This is a genomic window from Streptomyces sp. NPDC045022, from assembly GCF_056432605.1.
This window is the reverse complement of the sequence record NZ_JBWKIR010000050.1, coordinates 1-18,325: the sequence shown is the minus strand read 5'-3', so window position 1 is coordinate 18,325 and position 18,325 is coordinate 1. Positions and strand designations below refer to the sequence as shown.

Below are 18,325 nucleotides of genomic sequence, written 5' to 3'. Positions count from 1 at the left end.
GGTCCCCCGCCCCTGGTGACCCGGCCCGGCCGCCCCGCCGGTCACCCAGCTGCAGCCCGCCGCGCGCCCGTGGGTCAGCTCGTGCCAGGACAGCACCCTCCACGACGACATGAAAGCCGTTTTCCAGGGCATAGCGGCCGAGATCACCAACCAGATGCTCGATGAGCGCGTCGACGAGCGGACCGGTGCGCATCGTCCACCGCATCCAGTCGAGCCGTATCCGCCACCGCGCTTCTCAGAGACAGCGCCCCCGACGGGCTTCCCGAGGCCTTGTCTGGTCTTCACATCAACCCCCGGTCTCAGCCGGCTCATGCCGCTCTTCCCCGGGCCGCATGACCCGGCTGATGGCACCGAGAACGAGGCACGATTCCTGGACCGCTCACGGACGCGGTCGTGGACGGTCGAAGTACGCGTCAGCTGACCCGAAGACCGACCGCCAGCGTCAGTTCAAGGACCCGGTGTGGCGATGCGAGATCCGGAAACAGCTCCCGCAGCTGCGACATCCGGTACCGGACTGTCTGGGGATGGACGAACAACGCCGCCGCCACCTCGTCCCGCCTGCCCTGGTGCAGCAGCCACGCCCGCAACGTCTCCTCCAGCCGCCGTGCGGTCGCGACAGGCAAGGTCCGCAACGGTGCGAGGGCTCGGGCACGCAGGTCTGCGAACGCGTCCACGTCGGCACTCAGCACCAGCTCGGGCAGGTGGTCCTCGGTGTCGCGAATATCAGAGGAGAGGGAGCGCGCGCGTACGGCTCGTGCGTACGAGGCGGACGCACGAGTCCATGGCCGGGCCGGGCCGACCAGGGCGGTGCGGTCGGTTAGCTGCCGCAAGAGATGTGATCGGTCGGCATCGGGGACGAGCAGCACACCGGTGGCGTCCGGCAGATCGTCGAGGACGAGGGTGCTCGGGTCGAGCGCGCGGTAGGCAGGCCGGGCCTGGGCGGCGGGCAGCAGGACCGCGGTCAGCGTAACCGGAGGCTGCCATCCGGCCCGTTGAGCAGAGGCCAGCAGCACGTCCGGGCTCGCGCCGGCGAGGAGGTCGCGGGCCAGGTGTTCCAGGTGGCGCTCCTGGGCCCTGCCCCGGGCGGCCAGTTCGTCGGCGTGGCCCGCGGCGCTCGCGGCGGAGAGCTCGTCGATGTAGGCGAAGGTCAGCTCGGCGAACTTGGCGACCTCGGCGGCGGGCAGACCTGCGGGTACGGCGCCCGCTGCCAGGCATCGCCAGGCCACGCGGGCGCCGACGCGGTAGGCGCTGAGTAGGGCGTCCATCGAACGGCCGTCGCGCACCTCGCCGCGGCCCAACTCGTAGGCTGCGTCACCGGCGTCGCCGCCTGTGGCGTTCCCGCTCGCGAGGTCCAGGTAGTGCCCCAGGGCGGTGCGGACGGCTCGGCGGATGGTGCCGCCCATGCGGCCCGAAAGGGCGTTGGCGTAGGGAGGGACCTCGTCGATGATCGCCTGGACGACCTCGTCGGCGGTGGTCTTCAGCGCGGCCCGAAGTACGGTGACCGTCGTGTCATCCAGGGCCAGTTCGCTGGCCCTCCGGATTGCATGGCTCACGTTTTGTTCCCTGCGAACAATTCAGCCGACCAGATTTACGTCCTGCGGTCAGGACTTTACGCCTTGAGGCGCAGCAAACTGGAGTCATGACGAGTGCAGCCCTCCGCAGCAGGGCGTGGAAACTGCTGGAGATGGTCACGACGCCGCTGCTGCCGTCGGACTACATCGACCTGGTCAGCCCGCTGCGTGCAGGCGCTGACCTGCGTGGGCGCATCGAGGCCGTGCACCCCGAGACGGGTGACGCCGCGACTGTCGTGATCAGGCCGGGACGGGGCTGGCGCGGCCACACAGCCGGTCAGTACGTGCGGATCGGGGTCGACGTCGACGGGGTGCGCCTGTGGCGTGCCTACTCCATCACCTCGCCGACAAACCGCCGGGACGGCCGCGTCACGATCACCGTGAAGGCGATCCCGGACGGCAAGGTCAGCAACCACCTGGTCCGCAGGGCGAAACCGGGCACGCTGATCCAGCTCGACCAGCCGACCGGTGACTTCGTGCTGCCGCAGGCCAAGCCCGCCAAGGTGCTCTACCTGACGGCCGGCAGCGGCATCACGCCCGTGATGGGCATGCTGCGCGACATCGAGTTCGACGACGTCGTCATGGTCCACTGCGCGCCACGGCCGCAAGACGTGATCTTCCGCAACGAACTGCACGACCTGGTCGCGGACAAGAAGCTGCGGCTCACCGAGGTGCACACCGACACAGACGGCATGCTCGACATCGCCCGTCTCGACGAACTCGTGCCCGACTGGGCCGAGCGCGAGACCTGGGCCTGCGGACCCGCGGGCCTGCTCGACGCCGCCGAAGAGCACTGGACCGAGCACGGCGTCCAAGAACGCCTGCACACCGAACGCTTCCGCCCCAGCATCGTCGTCGCCGGCGACGGCGGCGAGGTCACGTTCAGCGCCACCGGCAAGACCGTCGACGCGGATGGCGCCACGCCGTTGCTGGACATCGGCGAGGAGGCCGGCGTGCTCATGCCCTCCGGGTGCCGCATGGGCATCTGCTTCGGCTGCGTCACGCCGCTCAAGGCGGGCGCCGTCCGCGACCTGCGCACCGGCGAGATCACCGAGGCCGAGCCGGGCGTCCTCATCCAGACCTGCGTGTCCGCCGCGGCGGGCCCCTGCGACATCGAACGGTAGGAGCACCTTGACCGCCATCGACCCCACCGCCCACCTGACCGCGGAGCAGATCGAGGAGCTGGGCCGCGAGCTGGACGCGATCCGCGACGAGGTGATCGCCGGCCGCGGCGAGAAAGACGCCGCCTACATCCGCAAGGTCATCTCCGCGCAGCGCAAGCTCGAGCTGGCCAGCAGGGGCGTGCTGCTGTTCTCGATCTTCCCGCCCGCGTGGCTCCTCGGCACCGCCGGTCTGTCCGTGGCGAAGATCATGGACAACATGGAGATCGGCCACAACGTCCTGCACGGCCAGTGGGACTGGATGCGGGACCCGAAGATCCACTCCACCACCTGGGACTGGGATCACGTCTCGCCGGCCGAGCAGTGGAAGCACTCGCACAACGAGCTGCACCACACGTACACCAACGTGATCGGCAAGGACAACGACCTCGGCTACGGCATCATGCGCGTCGACGAGGACCAGAAGTGGCACCCGTTCCACCTCGGCCAGCCGCTGTGGAACTTCATCAACGCCTGCTTCTTCGAGTACGGCATCGCAGCGTACGACCTGGAGCTCGGCAAGAACCTGCACAAGCGCCGCCGCAAGAACCCGGAGTTCCGCGCGCGGGCCAAGGCCGTGGGCTGCAAGATCCGCAAGCAGGTGCTCAAGGACTACGTGATCCACCCGCTGCTGTCGGGCCCGTCGTTCCTCACCACGCTCGCCGCCACGTTCACCGCGAACCTGGTCCGCAACATCTGGTCCCACTCGGTGATCATGTGCGGGCACTTCCCCGAGGGCGTACAGGTCTTCGAACGCCGGTCGATCAGGGGCGAAACGCGCGGCCAGTGGTACCTGCGCCAGATGATGGGCTCGGCGAACATCAGCGGCAGCAAGGCGGTGCACTTCATGACCGGCAACCTGTCGCACCAGATCGAGCACCACCTGTTCCCGGACCTGCCGAGCAACCGGTACGCCGAGGTCGCGGTGAAGGTGCGCGCGCTGTTCGAGAAGTACGAGCTGGAGTACGTCACCGGCCCGCTGCCCAAGCAGGTGTTCTCCGCGTGGCGCAAGGTCTTCCGGCTCTCGCTGCCGAACAAGAAGCCCAAGGTCAAAACGCCGGACCGCGAGCAGGAGCTCGTCGCCGCCTGATTCCCGGTATTGGTTCAGATCTCTCGGCCGTACCGGCGGCACCGCCGGGTTCGGTGAGATCCGTTGCGGACGGTGGGCGACCGCGACGTCAGACCGTACGACACGGGATCCGGGGCAGCCAGTGTCCGGCTGCGCTGCTTGACATAGCGGGTTCGGTGCCGATTGCCCGGGTGGCGGCAGTGGTGTCGTTGTCCGTCTCGACGGTGCCGTAGGTGACGGCTCCCAGCGCCCGCTCGTCCCTCGCGAGCTGCTCTTCGTACATCTCGGCGTTCATCCTGCTGCGCAGCACCGGTGTGTCTCCGCGGGAGAAGGTGTAGAGGAACGCTCCCTCGGAAGTCGACGGGTCATCGGGCGCGTCCGCAATCATCCGCTTCTCGCTCACCGTCGCGCGGACGGTCACCGATCCGTCGGTGGAGGGCAGCACCAGGACTTCGGAGAGGTCGGAGGTGATGGAAGTGTAGGTCAGTCCGTCGGTCTTCAGGCCGTCGCGGGTGTCGATCACCCAGGACTCTTCCGCCTTCAGCAGCGGCGTGAACATGGCTGCGCCCGGACGGCCGGACGCCGCCGCGGCGGCACTGTTGTACGTGCCTGTCGTCAAGGAGGCGCCGGCGTCGAGGTATGCGTCGACGGCCTGCGTGTAGGTGGAACTGTCGAGCGGGGCGCTCAGCGGCGTGCTCTCCGCGCTGGTGACGCTGGTGCTCCTGCCGTACGGGCTGGTGGCGGTGACCTGGAAGGTGTACGGGGTGCCGTTGGTCAGACCGGTGATCACGACGCTGCTGGCGTCAGTGGTGCGCCTGGCCACGACGGTGCCCGACGGATCGAGGGCCTTCACCTCGTAGCTGAGGGCGGTGTCGCTGTATCCGCTGTCGTCGCTCGCACCCCAGGTGACCAGTGCGCCGGTGTCGCCGGGCCGGGCGTGAACGGCCGTGGGGGCCGACGGCGTTGTGGCCGCTTCGTAGTGGACGGTGAGCGTGGCGGAGGTGAAGCTGATGCCCGCCGTGCTCGGTGCGTCGTCCGGCCGGTGCAGCACCAGGCCGTGATTGGCGTTCGCTCCGTCGGTCCATCCGATGACCAGGCCGGTGACGTCAATCTCCCACGGGGCTGCGGCGGTCAGGTTGGCCTCCGGGGCTGTGACGTCGTCCAGTTGGCTGCCGGTGCCGGTGGTGGCCCAGGCGGCGTTGAGGGCGTGGACGTCCAGCGCGGTCATGACACCGCTCGACTGGAGCTTCAGCACGGCGTCGGTCACGCGGGCGCCGGCGGGGACCTGTGAGACGTCGGCCTTGAGGTAGCTGCGCCAGTTCTTGGTGGAGACGCTGCCGACCTTCAGGGTGCTCACGGTGTCCCCGGTGCAGGCGTCCGAGTCGGTGCAGACGGTGGCCTTGGTGAGTGGCAGGTCCACCGAGGCGGCGGCTACCGGGGCCGGTTCCGCGCTGCCGGCGGTGATCGGCGTCTTGTCCGTCCACGCCGAGCACTTGCCCTCTAGCAGGCCCTCATCGACCAGTCGAACGGTCCGCCGGAGGCCCCCCGTACTGCCACCGGAACCGGAGGCGGCCGGTGCGGGCCAGGGCGGTGCGGATGTGGGCGATCCCCACATCTCGCCCGGGTCACCGTGGGCGGGCCTGTGACAGGGCTGCGCGCCGGCCCCCTCGGCCGGATGCGCGCCGCGGCACCCTGCCAAGCCGGGCAACAGCCACCTGGAGCAGCATCGGGGCGGGGCCGTGGTCTCAGCCGCTCGTGGAGGACCACGTCGAGGAGCATCTGCTCCCGCGCCTGTGGGGATGGTCCCGCCGGTCCGGTGATGCTGCGTGCGGCTGCTGAGTTGGAGCGGCTGCCGCGAGGGGGGCAGCCGTACTCGCGTCAACGTCCCCGGATCGCCAGGTCTCTCGGAGGAGGAGCCGGGACCTGCCCGCCGAGGTGGTGTTAGTCGGACACGGACCGCTGCATTGCTCCGCACAGCATGTGAGATCCCATATGCAATTGCATGGGGGTGGGTTGCCAGGGTCGTAGCGGTCGCGACCGGTGTGGCGGCGTCCCCCAAAAGTGGGTAGGTGGGTCACGTCCGCTGGAGTGGTGTATCGACGGCCACTCGGTGATCTCGTTTTGAGGCTATGCGGTGAGTTCGGTGGGCAGGACGGTCTCGTCGGTTTCTGACGCGATCGGGTGGAGGCGGGCCTTGGCCAGCAGGTCGAGTCCCAGGTAGCGGCGGGCCTCGGTCCACTCGTCGTTCTACTCGGCCAGGACCGCGCCGACGAGCCGGATCACGGCAGGTGCGGTTGGGGAAGATGCCGACCACGTCGGTGCGGCGGCGGATCTCCTTGTTGAGCCGCTCCTGCGGGTTGTTCGACCAGATCTGCCGCCAGATCTCACGGGGGAAAGCGGTGAACGCCAGCAGCACGTGCTGGGCGGCGTCCAGGTGTTCGGCGGCCTTGGGGAACTTGGCTTCCAGGGCGTCGAGGACGTGCCGCATCTGGGCCTGGACGGTCTGGGAGTCGGGTTGTTCGAAGACCGTCCGCAGCAGCATGGCGACCCAGGGCTGGGCGGACATTGGAACCTGGCAGAGCAGGTTGCGGGCGTAATGGGTGCGGCATCTCTGCCACGAGGCGCCGGGCAGCACGGCACCGATGGCGTCCACCAGGCCGGCGTGCGCGTCGGAGATGACGAGCTGGACGCCGGACAGGCCGCGGGCGATCAGAGAGCGCAGCAATGCCAGCCAGCCGGCGCCGTCCTCGGTGGTGGCGACGTCGAGGCCGAGGATCTCGCGGTGCCCGTCGGCGTTGACGCCGACCGCGATCAGCGCATGAACGTTGATGATGCGGCCCCCCTCGCGGACCTTCTGGGTCAGCGCGTCGACCAAGACGAACGAGTAGGGACGGGCCTCCAGTGGCCTGTTGCGGAAGGCGGCGACCTGCTCGTCCAGGTGCTTGGCCATCGCAGACCTGGGACTTCGACAACTGCGTGACTCCAAGGGACTCGGCGAGTTTCTCGACGCAGCGGGTGGAGACGCCGAGCAGGTAGGCGGTGGCGACCACCGAGATCAGGGCCTGCTCGGCACGGCGCCGTCGTTCCAGGAGCCAGTGCGGGAAGTAACTCCCGGACCTGAGCTTGGGGATGGCCAGTTTGACGGTGCCGGCCCTCGTGTCCCACTCGCGTGGGCGATACCCGTTGCGGTGGTTGACTCTCTCGTCGCTGACCTGCCCGTATTCGGCGTTGCAGAGGGCGTCGGCCTCGGCGGACATGAGCGCGTCGGCGAACGTCTTGACATCGCGCGCAGCAGATCGGGACTCGCCGCGGCGAGGTTGTCTTCCGCGAGGGCGTGCGGGGGCAGAACTGTCTGGTGCGGTCATCGTGCTGATCTCCTTCGAGCCTTCGACATCTCGAAGATCAGCCGGTGGCCGTTCTCGTATTCGGACACTCACTCCGACGCCGGGACGAACGCCCGGATCAGGTGGGAACCGGTACACCACCTCTCAGGACGCAACCGGACGGGGCTTGCCGACCACCAGGTCGCCGCCCCACACCCCGAGGGCGGCTGGCAACAGGCCCGCCGCGAACGTGTCGCCGAACTCCTCACCCACACCCCGGGCGCGTACTGCCCGGACCAGTACCACAACCCCGACAACCAGGCGGCCTACCGCCCGCTGGCCGTCGAACTCGTCGCCCAGCTCGGCCGCATCGACGTCCTGGTGGCCGCCGTCGGTACCGGAGGGCATTCCGCCGGCACGGCCTCCGTCCTGCGCGAGTCCTTCCCCGGCCTGACGCTGATCGGTGAACGCGCGGGCGAGGTCGCAGGCCCGGGTGATTTCCGGGCAGGCGAGCCGGACCTCCAGCAGCCGCTTGTCCTGGCTTTCGGTGAGGGTCTCGCGGGGCCGCATGATCCACGAGGTGATCTTGCGTGGGCTGGGGATGTCGGCCCGGACCGGTTCGGCGGTGCCTGCACCCGTGGGGCACGGCCTTGAACCGGCGGCGCCGTCAGCAGCCTGAGCAGTTGGGTCCGGCCCGCGGCCACCCGCAGGCGGCGGCACAGCCGTGCGGCAGGACGGCCGCCCAGCTCCACCGCCATGGACTGCAGCCAGCCCGTCAGCCCGGTGCTCGACCTGCGGTGCCGCTCGGTCAGACCGGCGATCTGCTCGACGAACGTTCTGCGGGAACAGCTCCTGCGGTCGCAGAGGTACCGTCGCACCCGGAGCCGGACCACGACCCCTCGGTAGCCCGACGGACGCTCGTCCAGGGCACGTTGATACGAGCTGTGCACGCGTCTTGCCGGCTTCCGGCAGTCCGGGCACAGGCCCGGCCGACAGGTGGACAACGCCTCCACCACCAAGGCGTCGGAGGAGTCGGTCACGCGCTCCACTCGCACACCCATTCCGGGAAACAGTGTGCGAAGGAGCTACAGCCTCTTCGCCGCCCGCAGCCCCTTCGCATACAGACCGTTGCCGTCCAAGCGGGCCGTGCCGCCGTGGTCGCCGAAGGTTGGGCCGCCTGCCGATGCGCGGCTGGAGATGAAGCGAGGGTGGCCGTCGCTGTCCAGGCCGAGGTAGATGCCGACTTGGTCGACGCGGTGGTCCTGGCGGTTGCCCGCGGCGAAGAAGACCAGGTCGCCTGGTTGGAGCTTGCTCAGAGCCGCGGGGTCGTTCTTGCCCCGGAACACCGGGACGCCGGGGCCCAGCGTGACCATCGCGTCGGCGGTGCGGGGAAGGCCGGGGCCCTTGTCGTCCCGGCGGAGCAGCGGGTACCCCGCCCGATAGCCGTAGACGAGCCGTACGTAACCTGACGGACCCACGGTGCCGTAGCGCTGCTTGTCGGGGTGCACGGTGTGGCGGTCGGGGAAGGTCCAGGCGAGGCCCAGGTACTCGTAGAAGTCAGAGCCGGGGCGGGTGGTCTTGCCCGCCTTGTCGGCTTCTTTGGCCTCCTTCTTCTGGCCCTTCTTGGCCTTCGGGTTGTCATTGCCGACTGTGCCGTACGTCGCCGCTCCCGCGTAGCGGACGCCCTTCGCGTCTTTGAGGGGCTTCTCTCCCGCCCGGTACTGCAGGGCCACGGCGAGGATGTCCGGCTTCGTGCTGCCGCGGTTGCTGCGCAGCCAGGCGTCGAACCACTTCGACCGTTCCTCGCCGACTGCCCACGCGCGCGGCATCAGGCGTATCCAACTGTCCGTGACCACGCGCGCCCTGGTGGTCCGAGGCTCGGTGAAGGCACGGCCGGGGCCGGTGAGGACGGCGGTGCGGGCTCCGTCGGTGAGGGTGGCGACTATGGCGCCGGAGCCGTCCCGGACGACTGTGCGGGCGGGGTCGGCGAGGCGGTCGTAATGGAGGCCATGGGCACGGGCGGGGGGCAGCCGGTCCTGGCCGGGGCGCACCGTGCGGACGGCGGCCTGGCCGCTGCCGGTGCGCAGTTGGTGGTGGAGCACGCCGGCGGCGATGGCCAGGGCTGCGAGGACGGCGAGGGAGAGCCGTTGGGTGCGCTTGCGTCGGGCGGCGGGGGCGACGGCCATGGCAGGTAGGGATCCCTTTCGTGTGGGGACAGCAGGCGCTTCGAACACCGGGTCACATACCGGGCAGTGCGCCCAGCAGGGCGCCCGTGGCAAGGACGACGTACGCGCCGAGGGTGACCGTGGAGGTGGCCAGGAGGGTGGCGCGGGGCGGCTGGCGCACCAGCTGGTAGGCGATGAGACCCGGCACGATGTAGCCGAGTGTCTGGTGACCGAAGAGGTACGGGAACCGGTACTGGAGGAGCAGGTAAAGCGTCGCCTGGATCAGCACACCGCACATCACCACCGCCGCGAACAGCCGCTTGCCGTAGAGGATCACGACGCTCTGCATCAGACGAGTGCAGCCGTACGTCAGTACGGTCACACCGATCACCATGAGGAACAGCCACCAGTTCCCGACGAGGATCAGCGCCAACCAGCCGGGGGTGATCATGCCCCCTGGGGAGAGGTTGGTGGTGAGGTAGCAGATCAGGGAGAAGAGGAGCCCGAGCGAGATACCGATCGCGGCCATGTCCGGGCTGAGTTGGACGGGAGTCACTGGTCGTTGTCTCCGGTGCGATGAGCGGGGATGCGGGGAATGTCGAGGGCGGCCGACTCGGCGTCGGCGGAGGGGAGTTGGGCGAGCCGTTCCAGCAGCAGCTCGCCCTGGCCGTGGATGTTGCCGATCGCGACGAGGGACGCGTCCGCCTGGACGGCGGCGAGCAGGTCGGCGGTGAGGCTGTCGGGATCGCGGTCGTCGCCGCCGAGGTCGACGATCCGTCCGCCCCAGTCGCTGGGGATGCCCTCTCGAGCGCTCTTGGTCGGGTGGCCGATCAGGAAGATGGTGTCGGGGGCCAGATCGGGGACGATCTTGCCCATCTGGCCGTTGCGTTCAACGCGGTCGGGGCGGCAGTTGATGACGACGTGCAGCGGGCGCTGTATCGCCCCGAGGTCGAGGAGCTGGTTGACGTTCATGAGCGTCGACTCGGGGTCGTTGGCCGCGAACACGTTGGCGAAGGCGAGCGTGCTGCCCTGGGGCGTGCGGTACTTCTCGACGGAGAGGACACCGGGGTCAGGAGGAGCGTCGTACATGCCCTGGAGGGCCGTTTTCCTTTCCACGCCGAGGAGTTCGGCGACGGCGAGCGCGATGGCGACGTTTTCCTTGAACGTGAACCACGAAAAGCCGCGCATCTCCTCGTCGGTGACCGAATCCGGGTCGACGCTGATCAATTCGCAGTTCCGCTTGGCGGCTTCCTCCTGGAGGATGTGCAGCCGGTCGCGTTCCGCGGTGACGCAGACGCCGTCGACGGCCATGGAGCGGGACAGTGAGCGGGCCACGTCGTCGAGGGTGGGGCCCATCTCGGCGAGATGGTCCTCGCGTACGTTGCACAGCACGCCGATCGTGGAACGGATCAGCTTGGTCTGGTTGACCTCCTGGAGGGCCGGCATGACCGCCATGCACTCCATGACCAGCGCGTCCGGCTGGTATGCGGCGGCGCGCCGCACGATGCCGATCTGCTCGACCACGTTGGCGATGCCGAACTTGCGGTAGACCGGCTCCTCGGTGGCGTCAGGGTGGATGAAACGGGCGGCCGTACCGGTGGTCTTGGCGACGGTGACAAGGCCGCCGCCGCGCAGCGCACCGGCGCATAGGCGGGTGATGGAGCTCTTGCCGCGGATGCCGTTGACCAGCACCCGCTGGGGTATCGCCGCAAGGTTGTCGTAGTGCCTGCATTGTTCGACGATGCCGGCGATCAGGAGGCCGAGGGAGGATATGAGGAAGACGTTGTAGAGGAAGAGCATGACCTTCTCTCGGGGGCGGGCTCTCGGTGGGAGCGGCTCAGGTGCTCTGGGGTTGTGGCGCGGTCGCGGGGGCGGGGTCGCGTTGCCGGCGTTTGTCCGTGACGAGCTGCTGCCGGATGAGTTCGAGGCTGCGGGCCACGGAGCCCACCTCGTCGTGGTTCACGGGGTAGATCACACTGGTCCGGTCGCCGGAGGCCAGTGCTGCCGCCGAGCGATCGAGGGCGCGCAGTGGACGTAGTACGGACAGCTCCAGCCAGCCCAGGCAGAGCAGCGTCGCGGTGACGGCGAGCAGTCCGGCCAGCTCGGCGTGCCGCTCGGTCTCGTACGCGGCGAGGCGCGTCCAGGACAGCGGCTTGTGTGTGACGACCCGCCAGTGCAGGGCGGCGACGGCCGGTGTCCCGTTGACCTGGATGTCGGCGGCGAGGGTGGTGCGGCCATGGCCCGGCGGTGAGCTGAAGGCGATGAAGCCCTCGTTGGATGCGAGGATCCTTCCCCGCGCGTCGACCAGCCATGATTGGCCAAGACCGGGGCGGGTCAGGACACCGTTGAAGAACTCCGGCCGCAGCTCGGCGAAGAGCTTGCGCATGCCATCGCCAACGGGCACCACGGCCGCCGAGAGCGGCATCGTGCCCGAGCTGTTGAGCTGGACCACGGCGGGCGCACCCGGTTTCACGGACTTCGAGGCGGCAGCGCGGTCGATGCCGTGCGGGGCCTTGCCGGAGCGTGCGATGACGTGGCCGTCCGCGTCCACGAGGTAGAGGGAGCGCCACGCTCCGTGCCGGGGCAGCTGCTCGTCGAGTACGTCGGCGATGCCGCCGCGGCTGTCGATGGCGAGCTGGGCGATCGCGGAGAGGTCGGCGACGCTCTCGTCGAGCGTGCGCCGGATACGGTCGGCGACGGCCTGGGCTCGGTGCCGCTGATCCTTTGCGGCCTGCGCCGGCACCTGCGCCCGCCCTTCGGCGAGGTTGAGCAGGGGGAGCGCCACGGCCCAGGCCGTGACGAGGACGGCGCAGAACAGGACGACCAGCCGCAGATCAGCGCGCTTTGAGGGGGCAGGGGTCGCGCAGGAGGCATCGGTCTTACCGGCGAGTTGGCGACGCAGAGACTCCAACGACCGTCCGACCCGTGCGGCCTCGCCCCACCCGGGCACCGACACGGGACGCTTCACGTCCCCGCCGGCGAGGCGGCGTCCTTCTTGGTGCAGTCGGAGCAGTGGGCGCTGAACGTGACGGATCAGCAGCCACGTGACGAGGAGGCCGATCGCGAGCAGCACGCTCGCCGTCACCGGGCCGATGAGGCTGTCGCCGCGCGCAGCGGTCCCCGCCGGTACCGCAACCGCCGTGGCCACGGAGAGCCCGAGCCCTCGTACGCGGTCCCCGTCGGGCACTTGGGCGCGCCCGATGACGAGGTAACCCCGGCCTTCGTGGCGCAGGTCGGCCTGTCCCTGCTGAACGGCCGTGCGCAGTCCGGTGTTCGCGGCGTTCCTGCCGACGGCAGCGATGACGCGACCGCCGCTGTCGGTAACCAAGGTGGAGCGGGCGTCCTCCTCGCTCGGCAGTCGTAGCGTCGCGGTCGAGACCACCAGCCAGCTCTTGTCTCCGGCCCCCTCCAGATAGGCGAAGGACAGCAGCCGGGGGGTGCCGGAGCGCCCGGCGACGAGTCGGGGCCGCAGTCCGCCGCTGCCCCGGTCGGCCTCCGTGAGGCCGTCGAGCGGCACGCTCTCCCCGCTCGCGGCGAGCAGCCGGCCCGAGCCGGTGTCCACGACGGCGAGCCCGCGCCACTTGGAGTAGACGTTGGTGAGGGACGTAAGGACCGCGTCCGGGGATTTCTGGGTGCCCCGACCGAGCAGCCCGACGGCGTCGTGCAGGTCCTCCGCGCTCTGCTCCACAGAAGCCCCCAGGGAACGCGCGGTATCGGCCGCGATATGCGCCTGGGATTCGGAGACAGCGCGGGACACCCCGTCATCTTCGGAGTTCCCGACAGTGAATATGGTAAGGGTCGAAACGGTCACCAAGAGGGTCAGTAAGAGGGCGATGGGCGGGCGGACACCGCCGAGCAGCGGCATGTCCGCCCGTCGTCGCCGCACCTTGCGGGGGTGACGGGCAGGCTTCTGTGCCTGCATGAAAACACTCCTGAACAGTAAGAATGCGCCATGTATGGGAGGTGCCGGCAGCGTCCGCGACAGACCCTGAGCGACCTTCGCAACCGCAGCGGCAGGTGCCATCCAAGACGGGGGAAGCTACGGCCGGGTTCATCAACGAACGCAAATTACCGATCAGTTGCGCCTGTGAAACGCGCCACACGAATTGAGTGGAACCTGTGAGCAGGCCTGCCCGTCATGCAGTTGTGAACCACCAATTCACGGACGAGTCCCCAGCCCGATTCCCAACGCGGCGACAAGCCCTGCTGATCGCCCTCGCGACAGGCGCGGCCACGGCTGCGGGCACCTATGCACTCATGCCCTCGCAGGGCCCCGAGCCCACGCAAGGACGCCCCCTCCGCCTGCAGGACGACCTCCGCACCTACGTCGACGACTTCCCCGGAGACGGCGGCTACCGCAGCCCCACCCACACCGAGCGCTCCGCCGTGGCCGCCGCGGTACTGTCCACCCTCAGCGGCGGCATCACCGCAGCCGACCACCGACTCAGCGGGCTCAACTACCGTGTCCGCATACGCCGATTGACGACCTCGCGCCGCGACGTGGCGGAGATCGCCGAGGTCACCCGATCCGGGCGCGGCTGGGGTCGGATCTACGTCGACCAGAGCGCGCCGGTGCGCTGGAGCGTCCAAGTCCCGCACGCTCGCTCGGACTTGCACACGGAACTGATCGGCGCCGATCTCTTCGCACGCGTGCCCGGCGGCATCCTGGTGATGGCGGGCGCACCCCGTGATGCGGCACCGGGCCGCGCTGCCGACATGGCGCACCATCACGAAACCGTCTTCAACGCGGTCTGTGACGTCCTCGTCGAACGCCGCTTGCCCGCGATCCAGGTGCACGGCTTCGCCGACCGCACCTGCCCAGGCAAAGACGTGGTCCTCTCAACCGGCCCCAAAGGCCTTACGCCGACGGCGGATTCGGCTGGTGACACTCTCTCCGAAGCGGGCTTCACCGTCTGCCGCGCCTGGGACGGCGGTTGCGGTCACCTCGAAGGCACGACCAACGTCCAGGCCGGCCGGGCCGCCGACCTCGGCGTGGACTTCTTGCACGTCGAGAACAGCCGAACCGTCCGCGCCGATCCCTCGGCTCGGACCCGCCTGGTATCGGCGCTCGCCGCCATCGTGACGAACTGGGGGGCAACTTGAACCGGAGTCCCGGACCAAAAGGAGAACGTCCGCGGCCCGGAAGCCGACCGGACGAAACGGCCGGCACGCCAGGCGGCGCCGTCGCCCCACACAACGAGAGCAGCTCACACGGAAACGAGGCGGACTCCTTCGCCGCAGAGCTTGGCCATGTCGTCGATGTTGCGTCACCTCACCTCGATGCCTTCAACATCCCGCCACTGCGTTCCCGACGCCCCGGCGTCCACAGCGATGGCCGGTACGCATCCTGCCGGCCTGCCGGTCGGCAGCGCAGCGGAGCAGCAGGGGCCTGCGGGCCGTTTCCCGATCGGATGCGGTCCTGACTGACAACCGCGGGGGGATGCCGAAGAAGTATCTGCCGATGTCTGGCGGGCGAAGGCTCATGCCTCAGGGAGCCGGTCGAGGAAGCCGAGGACGGAGGTGATCCGGCCGTCCTCGGCCAGGGTGACCACGTCCGAGCCGACGACCGGCGCCAAGCCGTCAGCGGCGGACACCAGCTCCCAGCTGAAGCGGGCGATGTGATGATTGCCCTTCCCCAGCGCCGCCCACCTGGCCTCCTACGCCGACCTCGCCCCCACCACCAGACAATCGGGGACCTCGATCCACGGCGAACTCGCCCCCAGAGGCGGCAACCGGCAGCTCAAACGCGCCATGTTCCTCTCCGCGTTCGCCGCCCTCCACGATCCCGCCTCCCGCACCTACTACGACCGCTGCGGAGCCCGCGGCAAAACCCACACCCAGGCCCTCCTCCGCCTCGCCCGCCACCGCATCAGCGTCCTGTTCGCCATGCTCCGCGACGGCACCTTCTACGAACCCAAAACCCCACCTCGCTTGACGAAAGAGATAGAGGCACCCCACTCCATCCAGTCCCTCTACGGCCGATCCACAGGCGGCTACACCGACCGCTGGATCCACCGCCCTGACCTGTCGGCAACCGGGACAACCGGCCTACTGGTTACGTCCGGGCGGAGGCCCGTGCGGTGCTCCGGTCGGTCAGTGTCCGCTGACCGCGAGTTCGTAGTCGCCGATGAGGTCGCCGAGGAGGGTGCCGGCGGTGAGGTCGCTTGTGACGTGGCCGGCCATGTAGAGGCGGGAGTAGAGGACTTCGGCGCGCATCCACTCGTACTCCGCGGCGCGGTGCGGGGGGAGTGCGGAGAGGAAGGTCACCGCGGCTGCGGTGCGAGTGGCGTGGCGGGAGGGGTAGGAGTAGGGGCCCTTGGCGCCGGAGGTGATGTGCTTGTCGGGGCCCAGGCTCGGGTCGAGGACGAAGGGAGCGGGCTGCTTGTCCTTGGCGGCGAGCTGGTCGCTGATCGTCTTGGCGAGCTTCAGGGCTGACTTGAGTTCGGCTTACTCGGCCGTGCCCTGCTGGGCGGGGATCAGTTCGCGCTGGTCGTGGAGGTAGAGCTTCCAGATGTCTTTCTTGCCGTAGAGCTCCAGCCAGGTGGCGGCCTTCTTGCCGGCGGCGGTGCGGGTCTTGGCGAGTTGCTGGACCTGGTGGAGCTCGGCGGTGCGGGTCTTGGCGGAGGGCGCGGTCTGGGGACCTGCTGCGCGGCCCAGGCGGCGAAGGCCTTGTCGTCGCGGGTGGTGCCGTGGGCAGTCTTCCACTGGGTGAAGAGGGTGTCGGCCTTCGTGCGCTGGGCGGCGGTCTGCTTGCCGATGGCGGCGATCTCAGCGTCGGCGAAGAGCTTCGGTGGCGGGTTCTGCTTGATCAGGGCCGTCGCTCCGGGCTTCTTCTTCGACGGGGCGGCGGCCGTCAGCTGGGGTCGCAGCAGGCCGAAGGCGGCGGCTGTGACCGCGAGCAGGGCGATGACGGCGTACGGCCATTTGATGCTGCGCAGGGCGTTCATGCGGCGCGGGTCCTTTCGAGGAGCGGGCCCGTGTGGAGTGGGTGCGGGCGAGGCGGCGTACGTCGTTGTCGGGCAGGCCGGGGGTGAGCAGGGACTGGCCGACGATGTACTTGCTGAGGGAGACGGGCCGGGCGCCGAGGCGCAGAAGCAGCCGGTCGCGGCGGGTGCGGGCCGGGTCGTGCCCTTGGTCTCGATGAGGACGGTGTCCGGGTCGAGGGCGGCCGTGCGGTGGCCCTGGTGGCAGGTGAGGGCGCCGTCGAGGGTGACGCGGGTGCCGTGGTGCAGGTCGGCGAGGGCCGCGCGGACGTAGCGGATCTCGGTGGCCGGGGTCAGATCGGCGGTGATGACCGGGATGGCGGACTGCCGCAGGACGCCGTCGATGAACTCGGCTGCCTGGTCGTCGAGGTGGCCGTATGACTGCCGGGGTGCTGTGAGTGCGTGCTTGACGGTGGCGCCCCGGCCGTCCTTCGTCTTGACCTCCACCCTGCACCCCGCCCGGCCCCGCTCGCCGCGCCGGTTCGTGACGGCCGCCCTACGCTCGGGGCATGCAACGCCGCCCGATGCACATGTCTGCCGAGGCCCAGGACGCTCTGCGCACCGCGCTGGAGGAACTCCGCGCGGAGCTGAAGGTCCCCCTGAGCTTCCCCAAGCGCGTACTCAAAGCGGCCGACAAGGCCGCGGGTGAGGCGCGCTTGCCCGACAAGGACGCCACCCACCTGCCGTTCTTCACGATCGATCCGCCGACCTCGAAGGACCTCGACCAGGCCATGCACCTGGAACGGCGGCCCGGTGGCGGCTACCGCGTGTACTACGCCATCGCGGACGTGGCGACCTTCGTGAGGGCGGGCAGCCCCCTGGACATCGAGGCGCACGACAGGATCGAAACGCTGTACTTCCCCGACCTCAAGGTGCCCCTGCACCCGCCCGTCCTCTCCGAGGGCGCGGCCAGCCTGCTGCCGAACAAGGACCGCCCCGCCCTGTTGTGGCAGCACGACCTCGACGCCCACGGCAATCTGACCGACTCGTCCGTGAGCCGGGCCATGATCCGAAGTCGGGCCCAGCTCGACTACGCCGGCGCCCAGCAGGCCATCGAGAACGGCACGGCGGAGGAGTCCCTCGCCCTGCTGCGCGAGATCGGCGAGCTGCGGGAGGCCGTCGAAATCGCGCGTGGCGGTATCTCGGTGAATCTGCCGGACCAGGAGGTCACCCTCGAGGACGGATCGTTCCGGCTGCGCTACGTGGCGACGCTGCCGGTCGAGGGCTGGAACGAGCAGATCTCCCTCATGACCGGGATGTCCGCGGCCCAGATCATGCTCGACACGGGTACCGGCATCCTGCGGACCCAGAAGGAGCAGGCCGATCAGAACGTGATCAAGCACCTGCACGACATCGCGAAGGCCCTGGGCATCGTCTGGCGGCCCGGCATCTCGTACGCCACGCTGGTCCGCAAGCTCGATCCCCAGAACCAGCAGCACATGGCCTTCCTCACCGAGGCCACGAGCACGATGCTCAAGGCGGAGTACACCGTCTTCCGCGACAACCAGAAGCCGGCGTACACGATGCACGCAGCGATCGCGGCCCCGTACACCCATTGCACGGCTCCGCTGCGGCGCCTGGTCGACCGGTACACCGGTGAGCTGTGCGTGATGGCGTGCGCGGACAAGGCCCCGCCGAACTGGGTGCTCGACGCCCTGTCCTGCATCCCGTGCGACACGGCACGGGGAAAGGGCGGCCTGGCGGACCGGCAGACCGTGGACCTGGCCGAGGCCGCAGTGCTCAGGGACCGCGTGGGCGAGGTGTTCGACGCCACGGTCATCGACACCGACGCGGAGCGGGGCAGGCCGCGCGAGGGCAAAGTGCTCCTGGCCGACCCCGCCGCGCTGGCCAAGGTCGTCTCGGCCAACGGCCTGGATCTCCAGCTCGGATCCAGCATCAGGGCCAGGCTCAAGCAGGCGGACCCCGCCGCGGACGAGGACAAGGTCCTCTTCACCGTGCCCTACTGATCTTTTCGTTAGTTCAGTGGGTATGACGGGCTTGTTGGTGGGAGCCTGATGTTGTGTCTTTCAAGCCTTCGCCTGTTGTCTCCAGAT

At 69.3% G+C, this 18,325-nt stretch carries 12 protein-coding genes and 4 pseudogenes; 6 read left to right on the top strand and 10 right to left on the bottom strand.

The annotated features are described in order from the left end of the window. Nucleotides 1–413: 413 nt before the first annotated feature. Nucleotides 414–1,553, bottom strand: a complete 1,140-nt coding sequence (locus AC07C1_RS39680) for a PucR family transcriptional regulator (RefSeq protein ID WP_478946987.1) — start codon at nucleotides 1,551–1,553, stop codon at nucleotides 414–416. Nucleotides 1,554–1,639: 86 nt separating this feature from the next. On the opposite strand from AC07C1_RS39680, the gene AC07C1_RS39675 reads away from it, so the two are divergent. Together AC07C1_RS39675 and AC07C1_RS39670 are read left to right on the top strand one after the other, a co-directional pair. After that, nucleotides 1,640–2,695, top strand: a complete 1,056-nt coding sequence (locus AC07C1_RS39675) for a ferredoxin reductase (protein WP_478946986.1) — start codon at nucleotides 1,640–1,642, stop codon at nucleotides 2,693–2,695. 7 nt (nucleotides 2,696–2,702) lie between these two features. Further along, nucleotides 2,703–3,821 (top strand): fatty acid desaturase family protein, encoded by a 1,119-nt coding sequence (locus tag AC07C1_RS39670; protein WP_478946985.1) that lies wholly within the window; start codon nucleotides 2,703–2,705, stop codon nucleotides 3,819–3,821. 88 nt (nucleotides 3,822–3,909) lie between these two features. Here the strand turns inward: AC07C1_RS39670 and AC07C1_RS39665 are convergent, their stop codons facing one another. After that, nucleotides 3,910–5,220, bottom strand: coding sequence for a DNRLRE domain-containing protein (locus tag AC07C1_RS39665; RefSeq protein WP_478946984.1), 1,311 nt, complete (start codon nucleotides 5,218–5,220; stop codon nucleotides 3,910–3,912). 707 nt (nucleotides 5,221–5,927) lie between these two features. Then, a pseudogene (locus AC07C1_RS39660) lies at nucleotides 5,928–7,146 on the bottom strand (IS256 family transposase). 178 nt (nucleotides 7,147–7,324) lie between these two features. Here AC07C1_RS39660 and AC07C1_RS39655 point away from each other — a divergent pair. Beyond that, nucleotides 7,325–7,588: pseudogene (locus tag AC07C1_RS39655) on the top strand (pyridoxal-phosphate dependent enzyme); the annotation flags it as partial. 620 nt (nucleotides 7,589–8,208) lie between these two features. Here the strand turns inward: AC07C1_RS39655 and AC07C1_RS39650 are convergent. From AC07C1_RS39650 to AC07C1_RS39635, 4 genes are read right to left on the bottom strand one after another with little or no spacing between them, the layout of a single operon-like run. Further along, complete coding sequence (locus tag AC07C1_RS39650) at nucleotides 8,209–9,309, bottom strand: NlpC/P60 family protein (protein ID WP_478946983.1); 1,101 nt, start codon at nucleotides 9,307–9,309, stop codon at nucleotides 8,209–8,211. A 52-nt stretch (nucleotides 9,310–9,361) separates the two neighbouring features. After that, the gene (locus tag AC07C1_RS39645) at nucleotides 9,362–9,844 is read right to left on the bottom strand and encodes a poly-gamma-glutamate biosynthesis protein PgsC/CapC (protein WP_478946982.1); all 483 of its coding nucleotides are present in this window, start codon (nucleotides 9,842–9,844) and stop codon (nucleotides 9,362–9,364) included. Beyond that, complete coding sequence (gene pgsB, locus AC07C1_RS39640; protein WP_478946981.1) at nucleotides 9,841–11,088, bottom strand: poly-gamma-glutamate synthase PgsB; 1,248 nt, start codon at nucleotides 11,086–11,088, stop codon at nucleotides 9,841–9,843. Before pgsB ends, AC07C1_RS39645 begins: the two co-directional genes overlap by 4 nt. 37 nt (nucleotides 11,089–11,125) lie before the next feature. Further along, a complete protein-coding gene (locus AC07C1_RS39635; RefSeq protein ID WP_478946980.1) occupies nucleotides 11,126–12,976 on the bottom strand; it encodes a HAMP domain-containing protein in 1,851 nt (616 codons plus the stop codon). A gap of 569 nt (nucleotides 12,977–13,545) precedes the next feature. Here AC07C1_RS39635 and AC07C1_RS39630 point away from each other — a divergent pair. Next, nucleotides 13,546–14,391 (top strand): hypothetical protein, encoded by an 846-nt coding sequence (locus tag AC07C1_RS39630; protein ID WP_478946979.1) that lies wholly within the window; start codon nucleotides 13,546–13,548, stop codon nucleotides 14,389–14,391. Nucleotides 14,392–14,768: 377 nt separating this feature from the next. Here the strand turns inward: AC07C1_RS39630 and AC07C1_RS39625 are convergent. Then, a pseudogene (locus tag AC07C1_RS39625) lies at nucleotides 14,769–14,918 on the bottom strand (nuclear transport factor 2 family protein); the annotation flags it as partial. Between the two features lies 1 nt (nucleotide 14,919). Between AC07C1_RS39625 and AC07C1_RS39620 the strand changes: the two are divergent. Further along, nucleotides 14,920–15,213: pseudogene (locus AC07C1_RS39620) on the top strand (transposase); the annotation flags it as partial. A gap of 168 nt (nucleotides 15,214–15,381) precedes the next feature. Here AC07C1_RS39620 and AC07C1_RS39615 read toward each other — a convergent pair. Next, nucleotides 15,382–15,699, bottom strand: a complete 318-nt coding sequence (locus AC07C1_RS39615) for a phosphatase PAP2 family protein (RefSeq protein ID WP_478946997.1) — start codon at nucleotides 15,697–15,699, stop codon at nucleotides 15,382–15,384. A 65-nt stretch (nucleotides 15,700–15,764) separates the two neighbouring features. Next, nucleotides 15,765–16,718 (bottom strand): CYTH domain-containing protein, encoded by a 954-nt coding sequence (locus tag AC07C1_RS39610; RefSeq protein WP_478946978.1) that lies wholly within the window; start codon nucleotides 16,716–16,718, stop codon nucleotides 15,765–15,767. Between the two features lie 62 nt (nucleotides 16,719–16,780). Between AC07C1_RS39610 and AC07C1_RS39605 the strand changes: the two genes are divergently transcribed. After that, entirely contained in the window at nucleotides 16,781–18,238 is a 1,458-nt protein-coding gene (locus tag AC07C1_RS39605) for an RNB domain-containing ribonuclease (RefSeq protein WP_478946977.1), read from the top strand. Nucleotides 18,239–18,325 lie beyond the last annotated feature (87 nt).